The following is a 17,554-nucleotide window of genomic DNA, read 5'->3' on the forward strand; positions in this document are numbered from 1 at the left end:
CCGGTTCAGGCTGCTTCAGCGGCCCCGCCCCAAGGGAGCTGCCAGTCCGCCCGCTGCGCCACCGCCTCGACCTGGCGGGCGTTTGGTTCATCGCTGCCCAGCGCCCAGGCGCGCGCGTCTTCCGGACTGCGGCCATGCCGTTCATGGCGCGCGATCAGTTGCGCCAGACGCTGGTCCTGCGGCACGGCCACATGCCAGCATTCGTCCAGCAGCGGTTTGACCCCGGCCCAGGCGCCACTCTCCAGCAGCAGGTAGTTGCCCTCCACGATGACCAGCGGCAGGGACGGTGGCACCGCCAGCGCACCGGCAATCGGCTCCTCCAGGTCGCGGCGGAACTCGGGGGCGTAGACCGTGTCGTCGGGATCGCAAGCCCTCATCCGGCGCAGCAGGTGCACAAAGCCGGGCGCATCAAAGGTGTCCGGCGCGCCCTTGCGGCCGGCGCGGCCCAGGCGTTCGAGCTCGGCCTGCGCCAGATGGAAACCATCCATCGGCACCACCTGGGCTTGCGAGCCCAGTGCGTCCTTGAGCAGCGCAGCGACGGTGGACTTGCCGGCGCCCGGAGGGCCGGCCAGTCCCAGCATGCGTCGCCCGCCGCGTGCCAGCAGGGCCTGCGCCCGCCGCAGGGCTTCTTCCGGCAACTGCATCACGACACCTCCCTGCGATAGGGCAGGTCGGCACCGCGCCGGGAGCAGGTGATGGCCGCCGCGCGGGTGGCCAGCGACAGGATGCGGCGAATCGGGTCCGTGCCGAGCCCGCGCAGCCCCGCTGGCGAGAGCAGGCCCATTTCATTCAAGGCGGTCAGCAGCATCGCCTGGAAGGTGTCGCCAGCGCCAACGGTGTCCACCACCTCCACCACCACCGGGTCTGCCTTGACCATGCCCGCCGCCGACCAGGCCAGGGCGCCTTCGCCGCCGCGGGTGATCACCACCAGCGCCACGCCTGCGCGCAGCCAGCCGTCGGCAAGGGCTTCCAGGGCTTGACCGGGGTAGAGCAGCGAGAGGTCTTCCTCGCTCACCTTCAGCAGATGCGTGCGGGGCACCATCCAGTCGATCACCTCACGCCAGCGGGCGAGGTCCGGCTCCACATTGGTCCGGACGTTGGGGTCGTAGGCGATGACGCTGCGTTCCCGCTCCCGTTCCACCAGCGCCCGCTGGGTGCTGCCGGTGGGCTCGATGACCATGGCGTAGGAGCCAAAGTGATAGGCCGCGGCCGGCGGTGTGGCGGCCGCCACGGCCTCCAGCGCGGACAGGGGCACCTGCTGCTCCGCCGCGCCGTGGGAATAGAAGGCGTAGTCGGGCCCGCCGCCGGGGCCGATGCCGACCAGGCTCAGGGTCGTGGGCGCGTCGGTGCGCTGGACCAGGCTGGTGTCCACGCCTTCCTGCGCCATCGCGGCCATCAGCCGCTCCCCAAGAAACCCGCGCGACACGCCGCCAAAGAACCGCACCGCCTGCCCCAGGCGCGCCAGTCCGATGGCCACGTTCAGCGGCGACCCGCCTATGCGCGCATCCAGGGTGTGACCGGTGCCGGTGCGGCCCTGGTCGAACACATCCATCAGCGCTTCTCCGCTGACCACGATCATGACGGTCTTCCTTTCAGTCTCCGGGTCGAAAGCATGCCCGCGGCTGCCTCAAATCCAGCTAGTGGTTTTCCATTAATCAATCCACTTGATTTATTTATCAGCGATTTCCAGAATGGAGACACACCACAAAACCACCGGAGACAGCCCCCATGAACCGCATCCGCTTTGCAGCACTGGCTTCCCTGACTTCTCGCGCACCCGTCGCCCTGGCCACCACCCTGGCGCTGTGCGCCTCCGCCGCCATGGCGCAGGACGTGCCGATGATCGGCCTGATCACCAAGACCGAGACCAATCCCTACTTCGTGAAGATGAAAGAGGGCGCGGCCGCCGCGGCCAAGGCCAAGGGGGCCAAGCTGCTGACGGCCGGCGGCAAGGCCGACGGGGACAACGCCAGCCAGGTGACGGCGCTGGAGAACATGGTGGCCGCCGGCGCCAAGACCATCCTGCTGGTGCCCAGCGACAGCAAGGCCATCGTGCCGGCGGTGAAGAAGGCGCGCGACAAGGGCGTGCTGGTGATTGCGCTGGACAGCCCCACCGACCCGACCGAAGCCGTGGATGCGCTGTTCGCAACGAACAACTACCGCGCCGGTGTGCTGATCGGCCAATATGCCAAGGCCGCGCTGGGCGGCAAGCCGCCGGTGATCGTCACCCTGGACCTGTTCCCCGGCCACCCGGTGGGTGCGCAGCGCCACAACGGCTTCATGAACGGCCTGGGCCTGACCGCGCCGGATGCCAAGAGCAATGAACTGGGCAAGTCCACCGAGATCGCCTGCATGGCCGACAGCTACGGCGACCAGGCCAAGGGCCAGACCGGCATGGAGAACTGCCTGCAGCGCGCGCCCAATGTGAATCTGGTCTACGCCATCAATGAGCCGGCCGCGGCAGGCGCCTACAACGCGCTGAAGAAGGCGGGCAAGGAGAAGGGCGTCATCATCGTGGCGGTGGACGGCGGCTGCCAGGGCGTCAAGGATGTGGGCGCCGGCAAGATCACCGCGACCAGCCAGCAATATCCGCTGGCCATGGCCCGCATGGGCGTGGAGGCGGGGGTTGAATTCGCCCGCACCGGCAAGAAGCCCAGCGGCTATACCGACACCGGCGTCGCGCTGATCGCCGACAAGGCCGTGGACGGCGTCGCCAGCCTGCCGGTCGCCAAGGGCCAGGAACTGTGCTGGGGCAACAAGTGAGCGCCGCGCCGCTGGACACGGGAGGCAGGATCATGACGTCCGACCATCAGCCCGGGCCTTCGGCGCCCGCAGGACCCACCGCTGGGTCCACCGCTGGGTCCACCGCTGGCGCCCCGACCCATCGTCTGCCCGCCGGGCTGACGCTGGCCTCGCTGGGGCCCTTCATTGCGCTGCTGATCGCCTGCGCCTTCTTCGCGACGCAAAGCCCGATCTTCCTGACCGGCGGCAATTTCTCGCTGATCCTTCAGCAGGTGGCGGTGGTGGGGGTGATCGCCATCGGGCAGACGCTGGTGATCCTGACCGCAGGCATCGACCTGTCCTGCGGCATGGTGATGTCGCTGGGCGGCATTTTGATGACCAAGCTGGCCGTGAGCAGCGGTCTGCCGCCGCCGCTGGCGGTGCTGGCGGGGCTGGCCGTCACAACGCTGTTTGGCCTGGCCAACGGTCTGCTGGTGACCCGGATCAAGCTGCCGTCCTTCATCGTGACGCTGGGGACGATGAACATCGCCTTCGCCATCACGCAGCTCTATTCCGAATCGCAGACCATCACCGACCTGCCGCCGATGCTGACCGCGCTGGGCAACACCTTCTCCATCGGCGGGACCGAGTTTGCGTGGGGCACGGTGCTGATGCTGGCCTTGTATGGCCTGGCCTGGTTCGTGCTGCGGGAGACGGCCGCCGGGCGCCACGTCTATGCCGTGGGCAACAACCCGGAAGCCACCCGGCTGGTGGGCATTCCGACGCAGCGGGTGCTGCTGGCGGTGTATGTCACAGCGGGCTTCTGTTATGGGCTGGCGTCGTTGCTGAGCGTCTCCCGCACCGGCGTGGGCGACCCCAATGCGGGGCAGACCGAGAACCTGGATGCCATCACGGCGGTGGTGCTGGGCGGCACCAGTCTCTTTGGCGGACGCGGCGTCATCATCGGCTCGCTGATCGGGGCGCTGGTGGTGGGCGTGTTCCGCAACGGGCTGACGCTGATGGGCGTGTCCTCCATCTATCAGGTGCTGGTCACCGGGGTGCTGGTCATCCTGGCGGTGACGGCGGACCAACTCTCTCGTCGGGGAGCACGTTGACATGAACACCGTCACAACGCCTCGTGTGGTGATGCAGGCGCGGGGCCTGGTCAAGCGATATGGGCAGGTCACGGCCCTGGACGGCGCGGACTTCGACCTGCGGGCCGGAGAGATCCTCGCGGTCATTGGCGACAACGGGGCGGGCAAGTCGTCCCTGATCAAGGCCCTGTCCGGCGCGACGCTGCCGGATTCAGGCGAGATCCTGCTCGACGGCCAGCGTACCGTCTTTAGAAGCCCGATCGACGCGCGGCGTGCGGGCATCGAGACCGTCTACCAGGACCTGGCCGTCGCGCCCGCGATGACCATTGCCGAGAACCTGTTCCTGGGCCGCGAACTGCGCCGGCCCGGCTGGCGCGGTCAGATGCTGCGCATGCTGGACAAGCGACGCATGCTGGAAGAGAGCATGGCCCGGCTGGCCGACCTGAAGGTGGGCATCCGGTCGATGTCGCAGCCGCTGGAGACGCTGTCGGGCGGGCAACGCCAGTGTGTGGCGGTGGCCCGTGCGGCCGCCTTCGCGCAGCATGTCGTCATCATGGACGAGCCGACCGCCGCGCTGGGCGTGAAGGAGGGCAACATGGTGCTGGAGCTGATCCGCCGCGTGCGGGACAAGGGCCTGCCGGTGGTGCTGATCTCCCACAACATGCCGCATGTGTTCGAAGTGGCGGACCGCATCCACGTGGCCCGGCTGGGCAAGCGGGCGGCGGTGCTGAATCCGAAAAAGATCAGCATGAGCGATACGGTGGCCGTCATGACCGGCGCGCTGCGAGCGGATCAACTGCCGGCGGAGGTGCTGGCGCATTGAGCGTAGTGTTCGGGGCGAGCTGGCCGCCGCTACAGTTCGTCCCCGCTGACGCCGACTGAGCGGCACAGCCGCACAGCCGCACAGCCGGACAGCCGGACAGCCACAAGCCGCAAGCCCCATCAACGGCTCTTTGGATTCCGCCTACGACGCCATTCCGCTCGACCTTCCACGACTCTGCCAGGACCCCGACCTTGCCTGCCTTCACCGCCGACGACGATACCTCCGCCGACACCGCGCCGCGACGCGCGGCCGGATCGGGGCTGTCCACCCGTGGCTCCAATCAGGGCGGGCTGCGGCAATACAACGAGCGGGTGGTGCTGCAGGCGCTGCGTCTGCATGGGCCGTTGCCCGGTGCCGACCTGGCGCGGTTGACCGGCCTGACGGCGCAGACGGTGTCGCTGATCACCAAGCGCCTGCTGGACGAGGGTTATCTCCGCAAAGGCGCACCCGTGCGCGGCAAGGTCGGCCAGCCGTCAGTGCCACTCTCGCTGAATCCGCAGGGCGCCTATGCCATCGGCCTGAAGGTGGGGCGGCGTCAGCTGGACACGCTGCTGGTGGACTTCACCGGCGAGGTGCAGGGCCGCTGGTCCTGGCCCTATGCCTTCCCCGACCCGGACGAGTTGCTGCCGGAGATCACGCGGCGGTTGGCGGCCATCCGGCGCAAGCTCGGACCGGAGGCGCGCGACCGGGTGTGCGGCGTGGGCATCGGGGCGCCGCTGGCGCTGGGCGGCTGGCAAAGCCTGCTGGGCGTGGCGCCGGAGCAGGCGTCCCGCTGGGCCGGGGTGAACCTGCGTGATGAAGTGGCGCAGCGGTGCGAATGGCCGGTGCTGTCGATGAAAGACACCTCCGCGGCCTGCGTCGCCGAGCTGGTCGCGGGGCGCGGCCGCGGCCTGCACAGCTTTCTGTATGTGTTCGTGGATACCTTCATCGGCGGCGGGCTGGTGATCGACGGGCATCTGCATACCGGCGCGAAGGGCAATGCCGGCGCGGTGGGATCCATGCCGCTGGGGCCGACGGGCGCAGGCGGCGCTGCGCGACAGCTGCTGAGCGTGGCGTCGCTCCACACGCTGGAGCAGGCGTGGCTGGCCGCGGGCCTGTCGCTGGCGGAGTCGGAGCAAACGCTGCAGGCGCCCTGGCGCCCGGTGACCGAGCATTGGCTGGCGCAGTCTGCACCGGCCCTGGCCCACGCCATTCACAGCGCGGCCTGCCTGCTGGATCTGGATGGCGTGATCATCGACGGCGTGTTGTCCCGTGAGCTGCTGGGCGCGCTGATCCGGCAGACCGAAGCGGTGATGCAGGGGCCCGCTTGGGAAGGCGTGACGCCGCCACGGCTGCTGCAGGGATCGGTCGGCGCAGACGCAGCCGCCCTGGGGGGCGCGCTGCTGCCGCTGCATGCGAACTTCGCGCCGGACCGGGAGCTGTTCCTGAAGGAAGCGGTGGCCTGAAGCTTGAGCGCGCGTGGGCGCGGGCGAGTCCGTGGGCCCGGCGTGCGGGAACGAGGCTGCCGCGGCGAGCACTATCACCGCTTGGCGGCAGGCACGCCCAGATGCGGGGAGTCCCGTCGGTTGATGGGGGCAGAGGGCCTGTGCAACAATGGCCCCATCTCAACAACGGAGTTCGTGCGTGGAAAGTGCCAGTAGTCAAGCGATGCGTGCCGGGATGGCCGCCGCTGCTCTGACGCGCTAATCGCCGACTTCGGCGGCGCGTCAGCGCCGCTTGCCCCGTCTGTCAAGACGTGGGCGTTATCCCCAGACCTGTCCCTGCTGCATCGCTTTGCCTGACCGCTGACAGCGGCGCGCATGCTTGCGTCGCGATCAGCGTGGTCCGCCCCGTACGAGCCGTCCTGACGGAGGATGTGTTCATGCGATATGCCACTTCGAATGCCCAGGCGCAGGCCCAGGCTCACGTCCAGGAACAGGTGACCGCGCCGACCCTGGCCGAACGACTGCATGACCTGCTGCGCATCGAGCAGCAGACCCTGTGGACGACGCGTCGGCTGCGCGTGGCGCTGGTGCCGCTGTCGCAGCGTCGCCGCACGCCTCTCTGACTTGCCCCACCAGGAGCCCGCCATGGATCCAGACCCTCATGGGCGCAGCTGCGCGTCTCGTTCTGCAGCACTCCGTTCCTCTTTGCTTGTCACCGCCACGCGCATGCCGCTGCGCAGCCTGACCCTGCGCCACTGAAGCGTCCGGGGACGCTGCGCCTTGCGCAGGAGTTCTCCGATGCATTTCGCTCTGCTCACCTGGTCCCGCGCGGACCTGTCCTTCGACGTCGCGGCCGTTCGGCCCCATCCCTCCGTTGCTGTCTCGACCCATGCCCGCCTGATGCAGGTGCTGCGCAAGGTCAACGTCCCCATGCTGATCGCCTGGCTGGCCACCCTTGCGGGTGTCTGCTGGCCCGTCAGCAGCCGCGCCGCCGGTGGCCACCATGCCGTGGACGACGCGTCCATCCTCGATGCCGGTCAATGCCAGGTGGAACTGTGGGCCGAGCAGGGGTCGCGGCATGTCCTGCAGCATGTGGGACCGGCCTGTCGGGTGGCCGACGTGGAACTTGGGCTGAATCTGGAGCGGTCGGCGATGGGGACCGGGGCGTCCACAGGCAGCGCCGGGGCGCAGATCAAATGGGCGGCGGATGTGCAGCCTGGGCTGGCGGTGGGGATGGTCTGGGCCGCTGGGTGGCAGGGCGCCACTGCCCGTTTCACCGGGCAAACGCTGCTGCTGCCGGTGAGCTGGTCCCCGCGGGAGGGCCTGGACCTGCATGTGAATGTGGGGCGGGAGTGGCGGCCGCATGCAGCGGATGGCGAGCATCGGGCGGATGTGGAGCGCCTGGGGGCCGCCCTGGAATGGAAGGCAACCCTGCACGGGCAGGCCCTGGTGGAATGGTGGCGCGACAGTGGCGGTCCGCAGGCACGGGTCGGCTGGCGGTATGCGATTCGTGACGGGTTGTCGGTGGATGCGAGCCGCGCTGAATCACTGCGCCATTCCCGCAGCGGGTGGTGGACGGTGGGCCTAAATTGGGTGTTCGCGCGTTGAGGCGCCGCCGTCGGGGGCCTTCTTTGACTGAGTTATTGGTCGTCGTCGATCCTTCGGCCATTGATCGTGTGCGCTTCCATGACCTGCCCCGTGCCAGTGGCCAGGGGACGGGTGGGCCCTTCTGCGCGTACCTTGTCCCCGATCTTCAATGCCAGTCGTGCCATTCCATCCGGCTTGGTGTGAATGAAGTCGCCGGTGTCGAGCAGTACGCCATTGGGGGATCCGTGGCGCGCGAAATGGAAGCGCGCAACGGTGCCGGCGATGTGATGGACGGGGTGGGCGTCCGGTGCGGGTTTCCCGTCGACGGTCACCAGCCGTTCCAGATGGAACACCTCGTGGTCCGCTTCGCCCTTGGGGGAGGGCGCAGCGACAGTGCCTTCGATGACCACCGACTGACCCGGCTGGAGTGCCATCAGCCCGGTAACCGCCGGGGGGAAAGGGCCTTCGAGGACGAACTGCACGGGCACGCCCGCGCTGTCGATCATGAGGCCCTCCACCGTGCCCTTGGGGCTGTAGAGAAGATGCTGGAACTGGCCTTCAACCGACCACACCTGGATTTCTTGAGGCTTCGCGGACATGAGGTCTCCGAGACGATGAATGGTGTCTGGTCGTACTCAACTTCTGTGCCAGTTGTGGATCCTTTCAGAATCAATCACTTACGGCGGCCGTCGCGCGGTTCGGTGGATGATTTGGAGACGGCGGGTGTCTCGTCTGGGGACGGGGCGGGAGGGGCAAGTCGCACAATGCTTCGCTCGCTGCCGGGAATCGAGGCCGCGACGGTGAGTGCCCGTCGTGCCACGCACGCCGAGCGTTGGTTTGTCATTGAGATCGTTCGAGGCCATGAAGAAGAATCTCCCTGTGAACAATCAGATCGACCGAGAGCAGTGGTCCGAATCCAGCAAGCGGTCCTATGTCTACCACTATCAACGGCAGCATTACGAGGACATTCCGTATGTCTGCCGGCGCTGCAGGAAGGCCTGCGTTTTCACCGGTGCCGACCAGAAGATCGCTTTTGAAATCAAGAAGCAATACATCAGTCAGCGGCGAACCCTGTGCGGTGACTGTCATGCCGCTTTTGTCGCGCTGCGCGATCTGCACCGTGCCATGGAGCTGAAGTGGGCCGCACAGAAAGTCGCGCTCAGTCGAGACCTGGCGTTCATGGAGGCGTGGCGCAATGTCCTTGTGTTGTTTCCCGAGTTTGGAAGTCGAATCGGGGGCAACATGACGAAGAGGCTTGCGGTGCTGATTGGCGAAGTCACCGCTTCCACGCCTTAACATCTCCCCCAAAGCGCGCAAAACAATCAAACGCGCGCGTCAAGAGGGGAGGGTTTTGCATTGCCTGAATTCGTCGATCTCGAGGTCCGAAGGCCGCTACCCACGCCAATGGCGTGGCCGCTCATTGCGCCGAAGGTCCTCCAACGGCACCCCAAGCCGCCCAAGCATGGCACGATTTGCGAGTCGCCCGAGAGCATCGCGGCAGCCCCCGTCGTTCTGACGCCTGCGGAGCTGGCGTTCAGGATGGCCTCGGTGGGCTATGGCGCCTATGCGCATTACGGCGTGACCTGGCTTTTAAGCGGGAAGCCGTTGACCGCCAGCGAAGTGGTCGACCTGCGCCGGCTGACTGCCGCCCGATTGAGTGTCGTGCATCGCGCCTACCGCATGGCGCCCGGAATGACGGCGGCGGGCATGCCCACGGTGGATCTGGTGCAACGATCCATCTATCCGTTGATCGAAAGCACAGAGCGTGGCTCGGTCAGCTTCGTGCTGGGGTGCGCGATGGCGGAAGTGTGCGCGCCGAATGCATTGAATACCCGTCCGGGATTCACCGCCGCCAAGCTCTGGCATCTGTTCCATGTGAACCTGATTCAGGCTGCCAGCACCTGCGCCACCGTCCTGAAGGTGGACATGACCACCCGGCAAAAGACGGATTTCGTTGGCATTGATTCCGCACTCGGCACGCTGCACATCTTTGAAGCCAAAGGTTCAGGCGACGGGTTCGACGGATCCCGGGTGAGTGACGGCCTTTCGCAGTGTGAGGCCGTCGAAGGCATTAGGGTGATGGGGGGCGCGTTGGAGCAGCCAGCATCGCTCAATGTGTGCGTGTCCTATCTGCACGGCGGCAGGGTGTGCAGCGCCGTGTATCAACTCACCGGAGCCCGGAGTGCTTCAAGCGCGCCTGGGTCGCCGACAGCGACTCCTGCACCGCCCAACAAGTCGGAGGTCACCTCCGCATTGGAGCTGCTGCTGGGGACCAAGCTGATGGGCACCTATCTGATGCTCCGCGGGGCCGATGTCGAACAGACAGTGGGGCGTTGGACGGTCTTTGACATTGCATCGCAGGCTGGCGAAGGCGCCGAGGCGATTCGCGTGGCTCTGCCGAGCGCGCTGTGGACCCAGTTGGGGGACTTCTGGGAGCGGGCAGAACAGGCGATGGCGAGCGTGGGGGATTACGTGAAACTCCGATACAAGCTGACCAGCGTCTCCGTGACCGATGCATGGCCAGAGCGTCGCTCCGTGTTGAAGGATCGTTTGTCCGGATTGGGGAAGTCGATGCTTCAGTTGCTCGAGACCGACCTCCAGCAGGACGGAGTCAGGGCGTCAGAGGACGAGTTGCCTGAAGATTTCGAGCTTTCCGGCGTGGAGCCTTGGCTGGCGTTCGAACGCGCTTTGTCTGCGGGGACCTGATCGAGGTCTCATCCAGTAAAACAATGGATGGGCAGTAGCCCCTGGTCCTGCGGATATGGTGACCCCAGGGCATCAGTGGGATGGGGTCGAAGTAACGGGGCTGTTGACCGTGGAGACTGAATGGCGATGAATTTTCTTATTGGGGAATACCGCGTCCTCTGGGAGGCTCTCAAGCGATACCAGACGGAGCTCGCGGTGCTGTCCGACTCTGCCACGGACGAGGACGCCCAATTGCTGGCGGACGACAAGCTTCAGAAGATCGAGGACATGCTCCTCGGCATTGCTGTCGCCGCGAAATCAGACTGGGAGATTGACCTCGAATGAACCGCTTCATCCACTGGCTCACCTTGCTGTTGAAGTACGCATGTCCGCTGGTGGTCGCGGCGGTCCCATGCGTCATGGCGGTGGGTGTTTTCGCACCTTGGCCCGTGGCCCAGCAAGCGCTCGGCCCCAGCGACGCGCGTGAGGCGGTGTTGATCGCCTGGTCCTACAGCTCAAAATCCTCCGGGAACGTCATTCACAAGCGGCGCGAACAGTCGTATGTGCTGGTGCCGACTTTGAGGGCGATGACCGTCATTGAAGAAGATGGCCAAGTGCGCACGGAAGAGGATGCGCTGAGTCTAGTCGGCGCAGTGGTCCGCTTTGCCTTGGCGTGTTTGGGGACTTGGTGGTTCTGGCTTCGAAAGCGGTCCCAGGGTCGCATGAGGGCCGCGTAGGCAATTCCTCGCCCCGATATCAGCCAATTTCCTATTCACCCAGATGATGAGTGGCGCGCAGCATTGACTCGGTCGGGCCATCGAGCCCACGGATCGAGGAGTTCGTCCATGCGCTACCACCAAAGTCGCCTCGGGGCGACGCAACTCCAGCCCGCCACAGAGAAAAGCGCACGTCCCGCGAACGGGGAAGCCTCGTCCCCCACGGCAGCTCTCCATGCTGCGCTGCAGGCCGATGTCGATCAGTCGCCACGCATGCTGGCGCAGCGTCAAGCCATTGAGACAGCGTTCGGGAGTGCGATTCAACGTCAGCTCCACCCCGTGCAAGAAGAGCCCGATCCGTCGCATACCGGTCACGTCGCGGCAAACGGGCCAGGTGTCGTACAGCGGATCGCCCTCTATCACGGCACCACCATAGAAGCTGCCGGAAAGGTGTTGGACGGCGTTGATCCCTCAAAGGGCGGCGGCGAATTCGGTCAGGGTTTTTACACGGTGTTCGCGCCGGAGCAGGCCAAGCACATCGCCATGTACTACTGGGACAAGGAGAAGAAGTACAACAAGGGTGCCACGGGGATTGCGGTGGTCAAGATGAGCATTCCCGACAATTGGTGGGCTGCACTCATGAGCACTGGAGATGAGGACTACAAGGTCACCCATTCCGAGAATGGGCGCGACTGGTCGATGTTGAAGTACCAGGCGGATCCGAAGGAAAACAACGACGCCGAGGACGGGCCGGAGTTCGATGGATCCGAGCGTGAAGCGACAGAAGACAAGCCCTGGTTCCTGCCACGCAATGCCGATGAAGATGTCGATTACCAGGAAGAGGAAGACCGGAAATCCGATCTGGAACACGACATCATCGTTGGACCGATCAAGGACAAACAAACGCCGTATCTGCAGGTCGTATTCGGTGCCCAGAGTGCGGACTACCTGCTGGCGCAAGACGAGGTCAAACGCTCCATCTCGTTTCAGCAGACACAAGGGAAGACGGCGTTTGGAACCGGCGTTTATGACCCCATCAAGGCGTTGGCTTCGGAGGAAACCGGCTCCCTGGTCGAGACCACCACAGTGCAGATCAAGCGCTTTCGCGAAGGTCTGGCGGCTGCCACCGACAGGTCAAAGCGTCTGAATCTCCTGACGAACGTCTTCGGTGGCATGCAGGACAAGAACATCCCTGACGAGATGGTGGCTGTCTTCAAGGAATTGAAAGTCGTCGGCGAGGACAAAGGCACGCTCGCCTTCAACTACTACAACGTTGGAAGTGGGGTGTGAGTGGATGGCACGCCGCGGCGCTGGGCGCGGCGCGGTGGTGCCGTGTCCCTTCAGCGGTCCGCCTGCACCTTTGTTACAAAGGCCGCCAGGTCCTTGTTGAAACGCTGGGTCTGCTCCACAAACGGCGCGTGTCCAGTCTCGGCATAGAACAGCGTCTCAATGGACGGATTCAGTTCCCGTGCCCGCTGAGCGGACGCTTCGGCACGGACCAGTGCATCCCGTTCCCCGTAGATCTGGAGCATGGGCTTGCGCACACGCCGCAGCCCTGATGCCGCGTCCACCGACATCCGGTGCACCGACTTCTGCATGTCGAAGGATGCCAGGGCGGCATTCGCCAGCAGGCGCTGAAACATGGTCGCTTCTGGGGGGCGTTCGAAGCAGAGTCGAAGGAAGACCCGTTCGGCGTCCAGGCGGGTCATGAGGTCGGCGGAGGTCATGTCGCGATAGACCTCGGGATGGGGCACGATCAATGCCTCCTTCAGCTCGACGACCCCGCCGACATACACAATGCCGGCGAGGTGCGCATCACCATGCGCGGCCAGATAGTTGGAAATCACCGCAGCGCCGAGGGACCACCCCACAATGACGGGTCGCTTGGCTCCCGAGGCTTCAATGACCGCGCGCAGGTCCTCTGCCCAACGGCGCCCATCGGTGTAGGGCAAGGCTTCTTCAGGGCTGCCGGATTGGCCGTGCCCTCGCAGGTCGAAGGCGATGAGGCGCATCGACTGGAGATCGGGCGCCTCCAGTTGCTCTTGCCAACTGAGATGGCTGCCCAGCAGGCCGTGCACCAGGATCACCGGCGGGCCTTGGGGATTACCGGTCTCCTGAACCGACAGCACCACGCCATCCGGCGCCTTCACGGTGTACTGGCGCAGGGCCGTCTGTGCGCTGACGTTGGCCAGCAGCCCGAGGGACAGGGCCGCAGTCATCAGGCCAGTGGAGAGGAGACGCTTCAGCGTCGAAGTCAGTGAGAGCGACATGCAGGGCTCTGGAAGTGGAGGAGCCGCGACTCTCAAGCCTCACGCTGATGTCAGGGTCAAGGTGCGTGCTAGCATTTCCTCGATGACAGACAGGTCTTCCGTCGCCGAAGAGGCCGGCTTTCTATCAATTGGCGCATTGTCCAAAGCGTCTGGCGTGAGTGTCCGCGCCTTGCGGCATTACGACGGGCTCGGACTGCTGCAATCGTTTCGGGCAGACAACGGCTATCGTCGGTTTCGCCGGGTGGCCGTTGTGCAGGTTCAGCAGATCCAGCGATTCTTGACGGCAGGCTTCACGCTGGAGGAAGTGCGCAGCTTTCCGGGATGCATGCTGATGATTGAAGGCGCCGCGCTTTGTACCGAGACGAAGCAAGCGCAGCGGGAACGATTGGCGGCGATTGAAGATCAGATGGCGGCACTGGAGCGGCAGCGGGTGGCCTTGATGGAGATGCTGCAGAGAGGGACGCAGGGATTGCCGTGAGGCTTCGCGGTGAACTTGCCGACGCCTACTACGACGCGCGCCGTCCAAAAGGATTTTTTGGTGATTCGCTTGTTCCTGATGATGCTGGGTCTGGCCGTAGCCGCCTTTCTGACCCATGCAGTGTTCGCTGTCTTCTACGAGCGCGATGCGTTTCTGTATGTCGCGCCCATCCTGTTTGCGCTGGTAGCAGGGGCCTTTGCCATCGTGCCGCTGCGTCTGCGGTGGAACTGGCGGCTAGTGTGGCACTGGTCTTGGAGCTGGCCCCTTCTTCAGGTGGTCTTCTCGCCTGACGCGGCGCACTTCGGGGCGCTGGTGACGCCGGCGCGGATACTGGCCGCCGTGGAGGTTGTAGCCTGCTTGGCAGTCTTGTTGACCATGAGACATGAGGCAGTGCAGGCTTGGTTTGCGGCGCGGGGCAGGGTCGCCTCTTGACTCGACGGACTGCATCTTCTGAGCGAGCGCTGTCGCCGTGTGAGGACGCCCGAGCGAACTCACGCGAGTGGGCCAGCATCGAGGCAACTGCCAACGGTTTCAACTTGTCCACAGCGACTGTGAAACGCTACTTGGCGGGGTGGCTGAGTGGGAGGATCAGCGCGTGCGTCTGAACACCCACGCGCCGGCCACACTTCCAAACACCTGGATGAGCAAGCCACCGACTACGTACGCCGGATTCGGGCTACTTGTGGGGTTGAGCAGCATGACAACTTCGAAAGAGGCCGCCAGTATCCCGGCGACAAACCCTTGGGAGATCGCGGAGCCCCGTCCGTAGGCAGCAGAGACCCATCCGCAGGCGAGCGCAAACAAGACAGAGCTGAAAAAGCCGAGAACCATCGGCAGCGTGAAGGCGTACTGCCCCAGGTAGGCGTATACCTCTTGCAAGGACCGCCCATTCGCCACCATGAGCCACGTCGTTACGTTGCTCGTCAACGTCCCCGTGTAGGCCGGGCCAGCGATACCGACTGCTGCCCCAACAAACGCGGCATGCCAGGTAAAACCGGTTTGAAGGCGGCTGGTCGGAGAGTGGAGAGAATCGGTCATTGGCGAATCGTCAGGGAGGGCGTCTGTTTGGGGCGCTTCGTCAGCACTGGGTTCTTCAATCCGGCCTGGAGACTGGCCAATCTGGGAGGGAACACGGGACGATGAGTGGAGCTGAACCCTTGAAAGATAAAGGCCCCAGAGGTTCCCCTCTGAGGCCGAATCGGTTGGTGGAGAGGAGGAGGATCGAACTCCCGACCTTCGCATTGCGAACGCGACGCTCTCCCAGCTGAGCTACCCCCCCAACATGCAAATGACTATAGCAAAAATGCCCTCCGCGGCGCTTTGACGAAACCCCGATACAAGAGGCATGCAGCGGCGATCTGCGCACGCGCCGCTCACCACCGGCACCCCTTGTCCTTCGCGGTGTCCCGCACCAGCGGCACCACGGCCAGCAGCCCCTTGTCTGCATAGGCTTTCCGGCATTCCTCCTGTCCCGCCCGCTTGATTTCATCCGCCAGCTTGTCCTTGGGTTCAGGCGGCGTTGGCATCGCCTGAATCACCCCATAGGCATTCCCCCGAGGCAGTGCAGGGCCTCGCTGCGGCCGTGGTGTCAGGTCCAGGCGATTGGGCGCATTGGGGGGTGTCGAGGCGGGGGTGGCGATGTCCTGGCCGGTCCTGGAGCCTGCGTCCGGCGCACCGACGCTCGGCTGAGTGCTGGTGGGGGTACTCGATCCGTCCAGTGAGATTCGATTGGCGGGCGTTGGCGTGTTGGCGCTTGGTGTCAAGGCCGATGAAGGCCTCGGTGTGGAAGAGGGTGGAACCGCCGCTGCGCTGGGTGGGGCTACCGTCGGGGCCGTGGGTGCCGCGGGCGTTGGCGGCGACGCGCTCTGCACAGACGGCTGTGTCGGCGTCGTGGTCGCTGTCGTAGCAGGAGTGGCAGGAGTCGCAGGAGTGGCAGGCGACGGCGCCTGCGTTGGCGTTGCCGGGCTGGGTGCCGGCGTCGGCGCAGCGCTTCGCGGCTGGGCCTGGTTAGTCGTTGGCGTCGTGCTTGGGGACGGCGTGTTCAGCGCCGGCGGTGTCGGCACCGACACAGCAGGGCTCGTTGCGGGCGGCGTGCTCACCGGCGTGGGTGTCGGGGCTGGTGTTGGAGGCGCGACAGGAGGCGTCGGCGCGGTTTGAGACGTCACCGGCGTCTGCGGTGGAGTTTGCGCTGCTGTCTGCGCTGGCGTTGGCGCGGGCGTGAGCGGTGGCAAAGGCGCGGGTGCCGCCAACGCCGGCAATGAAGGCGGTGTCGCCGTCGTCACCCGCTCGGCCGGCACGCGCGGCAGCCGCCGGACCGTCGTGGGGCTGTCGCTCAGCGTCGGGCGAGGGGGCTCGGGCAGTTGCAGGGCAGCGGGCGCTGGCAATGGCGCTGCGGTCGCTGTCGGCGGAGCCTTTCTGGCGGTCGCCTCGGTAGGCGTGCGCTCAATGCGCCGCACCGGCTCCGCCGTGTCCCTCAGCGTCGGACGTGGTGGCTCGGGCAACTCCAGCGCTGCAGGCCCTTGCAGCGGCCCTTCCGCCTCTGGCGTGGCCCGCCGGTCTGCCTGCGTGCCGGGTGCTGCTTGGCGCTCGATGCGTCGCAAGGTCACGGGCGTTTCGCTCAGCGTGGGGCGCGGCAATTCAAGCGCGGAGGGCGACGGCAGTGGAGCGTCATTGCGCGAGACCGGCAGCTTTTGCAGCGTGTCCCGCGACGGTGAAAGGCGATTGACCTGCGGGGCCGCGTCCGCCGGCAGGGAAAGCGTCGCCGTTGGCGCTGGAGGTTCCGTGGAAGGCGCAGTCGTCGGCGTCGTTGCAGGCGCCGGGGTGGCCACGGTCGCTGGTGCCGGGGAGGGCGTAGCCACGGGTGCCGTCACTGGCACCGCGGCCGCGGTGTCCCCTGCCGCGGCCGGAGTCGGCGAAGGAGCTGGAACCGGCGTCGCGGCGGTCACCCCTGCCTGCGGCGGCCGAGTCGGCTGCTGTGTTGGTTGAGGGGCGGGTGTCTGCTGCGGCAATGCCGCCTGCCTGGACGGTGATGCGGCCGCGTTCCGCTCCGACGTGACTGGCGCAGGCGCAGGCGTGACCGGCGCTGGCGTGACTGGCGCAGGCGCCACCGGCGGCACTGGCTTGTCTTCCCGCGTTGTCGGCCTCACCGGCGTTGCCACGCCTGAACGGAGCTCCGCCTTCGCCGCTTGCTCCTCGTCCCCGGTCAGCCGCTCACCCGGCGTCTGTCGCCACTGCCCCTGCCGGGCCGCTCCAGGCGCTTCATCGGGCTTCGGGGCCTCCGGCCGGACAGTGCCGCCATAACGCTGCTCACGCGCCGTGCCAACGGGTCCGCGCTCGGGCACGATCACCGCCGGGTCGCCCGACCCCTGCTCAAACCGATCCCCCTGCAGCCGCACGGTGATGGGCCCCCACGCGCCTTCACCCGGCTTGGCGGTTCCCCCCGGCGCATTGCCCACCACCAGCACCACCAGCACATGCAGCAGCACCGCCAGCATCAGGGCGGAGCCCAGATGATCCGGCGGACGGGTAGGGGATGGGAAGCTGGAGAGAACGGCGGACAAGGTGGCTGCAGCGGTCAGGAGTCGCTCCAGCCGCAGCATAGCCCGGAACCAGGACGCAGCCGCGCTCTCCACGCGGTCGCACGGTTCCTGGAAGCTGATCGATTACCCGCAGTGCCTGCTGCTGAGGCGCGCTGCTGCCCGCTGCTGAACGATGCGAAAGCGATGGGCTGGAGCCGTCCGGGGCCAGTCCTTGCCG

At 66.1% G+C, this 17,554-nt stretch carries 19 protein-coding genes and 1 tRNA gene; 13 read left to right on the forward strand and 7 right to left on the reverse strand.

The window, feature by feature from the left end; translation table 11 throughout:
- Positions 1 to 5: 5 nt before the first annotated feature.
- Both DES44_RS06965 and DES44_RS06970 read right to left on the reverse strand, forming a co-directional pair.
- Positions 6 to 644: a nucleoside/nucleotide kinase family protein gene (locus DES44_RS06965; protein WP_058935620.1), complete on the reverse strand. Its 639-nt coding sequence runs from the start codon at positions 642 to 644 to the stop codon at positions 6 to 8.
- A complete protein-coding gene (locus DES44_RS06970) occupies positions 644 to 1,579 on the reverse strand; it encodes a carbohydrate kinase family protein (protein WP_058935619.1) in 936 nt (311 codons plus the stop codon). Before DES44_RS06970 ends, DES44_RS06965 begins: the two co-directional genes overlap by 1 nt.
- A gap of 242 nt (positions 1,580 to 1,821) precedes the next feature.
- On the opposite strand from DES44_RS06970, the gene DES44_RS06975 reads away from it, so the two are divergent.
- From DES44_RS06975 to DES44_RS07000, 6 genes are all read left to right on the forward strand, one after another.
- The gene (locus DES44_RS06975; RefSeq protein WP_232310040.1) at positions 1,822 to 2,763 is read left to right on the forward strand and encodes a sugar ABC transporter substrate-binding protein; all 942 of its coding nucleotides are present in this window, start codon (positions 1,822 to 1,824) and stop codon (positions 2,761 to 2,763) included.
- Positions 2,764 to 2,795: 32 nt separating this feature from the next.
- Positions 2,796 to 3,836: an ABC transporter permease gene (locus tag DES44_RS06980; protein ID WP_083526073.1), complete on the forward strand. Its 1,041-nt coding sequence runs from the start codon at positions 2,796 to 2,798 to the stop codon at positions 3,834 to 3,836.
- Between the two features lies 1 nt (position 3,837).
- Positions 3,838 to 4,638, forward strand: coding sequence for an ATP-binding cassette domain-containing protein (locus DES44_RS06985; RefSeq protein ID WP_058935617.1), 801 nt, complete (start codon positions 3,838 to 3,840; stop codon positions 4,636 to 4,638).
- A gap of 191 nt (positions 4,639 to 4,829) precedes the next feature.
- On the forward strand, positions 4,830 to 6,083 hold the full coding sequence (locus tag DES44_RS06990; protein ID WP_083525672.1) for an ROK family transcriptional regulator: 1,254 nt from the start codon (positions 4,830 to 4,832) through the stop codon (positions 6,081 to 6,083).
- A 416-nt stretch (positions 6,084 to 6,499) separates the two neighbouring features.
- The gene (locus tag DES44_RS06995) at positions 6,500 to 6,685 is read left to right on the forward strand and encodes a hypothetical protein (protein WP_058935616.1); all 186 of its coding nucleotides are present in this window, start codon (positions 6,500 to 6,502) and stop codon (positions 6,683 to 6,685) included.
- A gap of 175 nt (positions 6,686 to 6,860) precedes the next feature.
- Positions 6,861 to 7,670 (forward strand): PA4824 family protein, encoded by an 810-nt coding sequence (locus tag DES44_RS07000; protein ID WP_058935615.1) that lies wholly within the window; start codon positions 6,861 to 6,863, stop codon positions 7,668 to 7,670.
- 32 nt (positions 7,671 to 7,702) lie between these two features.
- Here DES44_RS07000 and DES44_RS07005 read toward each other — a convergent pair whose 3' ends face one another.
- Complete coding sequence (locus DES44_RS07005) at positions 7,703 to 8,248, reverse strand: hypothetical protein (RefSeq protein ID WP_058935614.1); 546 nt, start codon at positions 8,246 to 8,248, stop codon at positions 7,703 to 7,705.
- Positions 8,249 to 8,510: 262 nt separating this feature from the next.
- Between DES44_RS07005 and DES44_RS07010 the strand changes: the two genes are divergently transcribed.
- The 5 genes from DES44_RS07010 to DES44_RS07030 all read left to right on the forward strand — a co-directional run bounded on the left by DES44_RS07010 (position 8,511) and on the right by DES44_RS07030 (position 12,340).
- Positions 8,511 to 8,945 (forward strand): zinc-ribbon domain containing protein, encoded by a 435-nt coding sequence (locus tag DES44_RS07010; RefSeq protein ID WP_058935613.1) that lies wholly within the window; start codon positions 8,511 to 8,513, stop codon positions 8,943 to 8,945.
- 60 nt (positions 8,946 to 9,005) lie between these two features.
- Positions 9,006 to 10,355 carry a hypothetical protein gene (locus tag DES44_RS07015; RefSeq protein WP_058935612.1) on the forward strand — a complete coding sequence of 450 codons (1,350 nt, stop codon included), beginning with the start codon at positions 9,006 to 9,008 and terminating at the stop codon, positions 10,353 to 10,355.
- A 120-nt stretch (positions 10,356 to 10,475) separates the two neighbouring features.
- Positions 10,476 to 10,679, forward strand: a complete 204-nt coding sequence (locus DES44_RS07020) for a hypothetical protein (RefSeq protein ID WP_116001358.1) — start codon at positions 10,476 to 10,478, stop codon at positions 10,677 to 10,679.
- Positions 10,676 to 11,071, forward strand: coding sequence for a hypothetical protein (locus DES44_RS07025; protein ID WP_058935610.1), 396 nt, complete (start codon positions 10,676 to 10,678; stop codon positions 11,069 to 11,071). Before DES44_RS07020 ends, DES44_RS07025 begins: the two co-directional genes overlap by 4 nt.
- A gap of 108 nt (positions 11,072 to 11,179) precedes the next feature.
- A complete protein-coding gene (locus DES44_RS07030; protein ID WP_147306998.1) occupies positions 11,180 to 12,340 on the forward strand; it encodes a hypothetical protein in 1,161 nt (386 codons plus the stop codon).
- Positions 12,341 to 12,390: 50 nt separating this feature from the next.
- On the opposite strand, the gene DES44_RS07035 is transcribed toward DES44_RS07030, so the two are convergent.
- Positions 12,391 to 13,320 (reverse strand): alpha/beta fold hydrolase, encoded by a 930-nt coding sequence (locus tag DES44_RS07035; RefSeq protein ID WP_058935608.1) that lies wholly within the window; start codon positions 13,318 to 13,320, stop codon positions 12,391 to 12,393.
- A gap of 82 nt (positions 13,321 to 13,402) precedes the next feature.
- Between DES44_RS07035 and DES44_RS07040 the strand changes: the two genes are divergently transcribed.
- A complete protein-coding gene (locus DES44_RS07040; RefSeq protein WP_058937472.1) occupies positions 13,403 to 13,798 on the forward strand; it encodes a MerR family transcriptional regulator in 396 nt (131 codons plus the stop codon).
- A gap of 60 nt (positions 13,799 to 13,858) precedes the next feature.
- A complete protein-coding gene (locus tag DES44_RS07045; protein WP_147306999.1) occupies positions 13,859 to 14,230 on the forward strand; it encodes a hypothetical protein in 372 nt (123 codons plus the stop codon).
- Between the two features lie 156 nt (positions 14,231 to 14,386).
- On the opposite strand, the gene DES44_RS07050 is transcribed toward DES44_RS07045, so the two are convergent.
- The 3 genes from DES44_RS07050 to DES44_RS24545 form a co-directional block, all read right to left on the reverse strand.
- Complete coding sequence (locus DES44_RS07050; protein ID WP_058935606.1) at positions 14,387 to 14,836, reverse strand: hypothetical protein; 450 nt, start codon at positions 14,834 to 14,836, stop codon at positions 14,387 to 14,389.
- A gap of 165 nt (positions 14,837 to 15,001) precedes the next feature.
- Positions 15,002 to 15,077, reverse strand: a tRNA-Ala gene (locus DES44_RS07055).
- Between the two features lie 94 nt (positions 15,078 to 15,171).
- Positions 15,172 to 17,358, reverse strand: a complete 2,187-nt coding sequence (locus DES44_RS24545) for a hypothetical protein (protein WP_147307000.1) — start codon at positions 17,356 to 17,358, stop codon at positions 15,172 to 15,174.
- Between the last annotated feature and the right edge of the window lie 196 nt (positions 17,359 to 17,554).

The organism is Roseateles depolymerans (assembly GCF_003387155.1).
GTDB classification, from domain to species: Bacteria; Pseudomonadota; Gammaproteobacteria; order Burkholderiales; family Burkholderiaceae_C; genus Roseateles; species Roseateles depolymerans.

What these genes read in the sequence shown, in the direction of transcription:
- DES44_RS06965 (WP_058935620.1), bottom strand. Translation starts at nt 644, where the DNA reads ATGCAGTTGCCGGAAGAAGCCCTGCGGCGGGCGCAGGCCCTGCTGGCA.
- DES44_RS06970 (WP_058935619.1), bottom strand. Translation starts at nt 1,579, where the DNA reads ATGATCGTGGTCAGCGGAGAAGCGCTGATGGATGTGTTCGACCAGGGC.
- DES44_RS06975 (WP_232310040.1), top strand. Translation starts at nt 1,822, where the DNA reads ATGGCGCAGGACGTGCCGATGATCGGCCTGATCACCAAGACCGAGACC.
- DES44_RS06980 (WP_083526073.1), top strand. Translation starts at nt 2,796, where the DNA reads ATGACGTCCGACCATCAGCCCGGGCCTTCGGCGCCCGCAGGACCCACC.
- DES44_RS06985 (WP_058935617.1), top strand. Translation starts at nt 3,838, where the DNA reads ATGAACACCGTCACAACGCCTCGTGTGGTGATGCAGGCGCGGGGCCTG.
- DES44_RS06995 (WP_058935616.1), top strand. Translation starts at nt 6,500, where the DNA reads ATGCGATATGCCACTTCGAATGCCCAGGCGCAGGCCCAGGCTCACGTC.
- DES44_RS07000 (WP_058935615.1), top strand. Translation starts at nt 6,861, where the DNA reads ATGCATTTCGCTCTGCTCACCTGGTCCCGCGCGGACCTGTCCTTCGAC.
- DES44_RS07005 (WP_058935614.1), bottom strand. Translation starts at nt 8,248, where the DNA reads ATGTCCGCGAAGCCTCAAGAAATCCAGGTGTGGTCGGTTGAAGGCCAG.
- DES44_RS07010 (WP_058935613.1), top strand. Translation starts at nt 8,511, where the DNA reads ATGAAGAAGAATCTCCCTGTGAACAATCAGATCGACCGAGAGCAGTGG.
- DES44_RS07020 (WP_116001358.1), top strand. Translation starts at nt 10,476, where the DNA reads ATGGCGATGAATTTTCTTATTGGGGAATACCGCGTCCTCTGGGAGGCT.
- DES44_RS07025 (WP_058935610.1), top strand. Translation starts at nt 10,676, where the DNA reads ATGAACCGCTTCATCCACTGGCTCACCTTGCTGTTGAAGTACGCATGT.
- DES44_RS07030 (WP_147306998.1), top strand. Translation starts at nt 11,180, where the DNA reads ATGCGCTACCACCAAAGTCGCCTCGGGGCGACGCAACTCCAGCCCGCC.
- DES44_RS07035 (WP_058935608.1), bottom strand. Translation starts at nt 13,320, where the DNA reads ATGTCGCTCTCACTGACTTCGACGCTGAAGCGTCTCCTCTCCACTGGC.
- DES44_RS07040 (WP_058937472.1), top strand. Translation starts at nt 13,403, where the DNA reads ATGACAGACAGGTCTTCCGTCGCCGAAGAGGCCGGCTTTCTATCAATT.
- DES44_RS07050 (WP_058935606.1), bottom strand. Translation starts at nt 14,836, where the DNA reads ATGACCGATTCTCTCCACTCTCCGACCAGCCGCCTTCAAACCGGTTTT.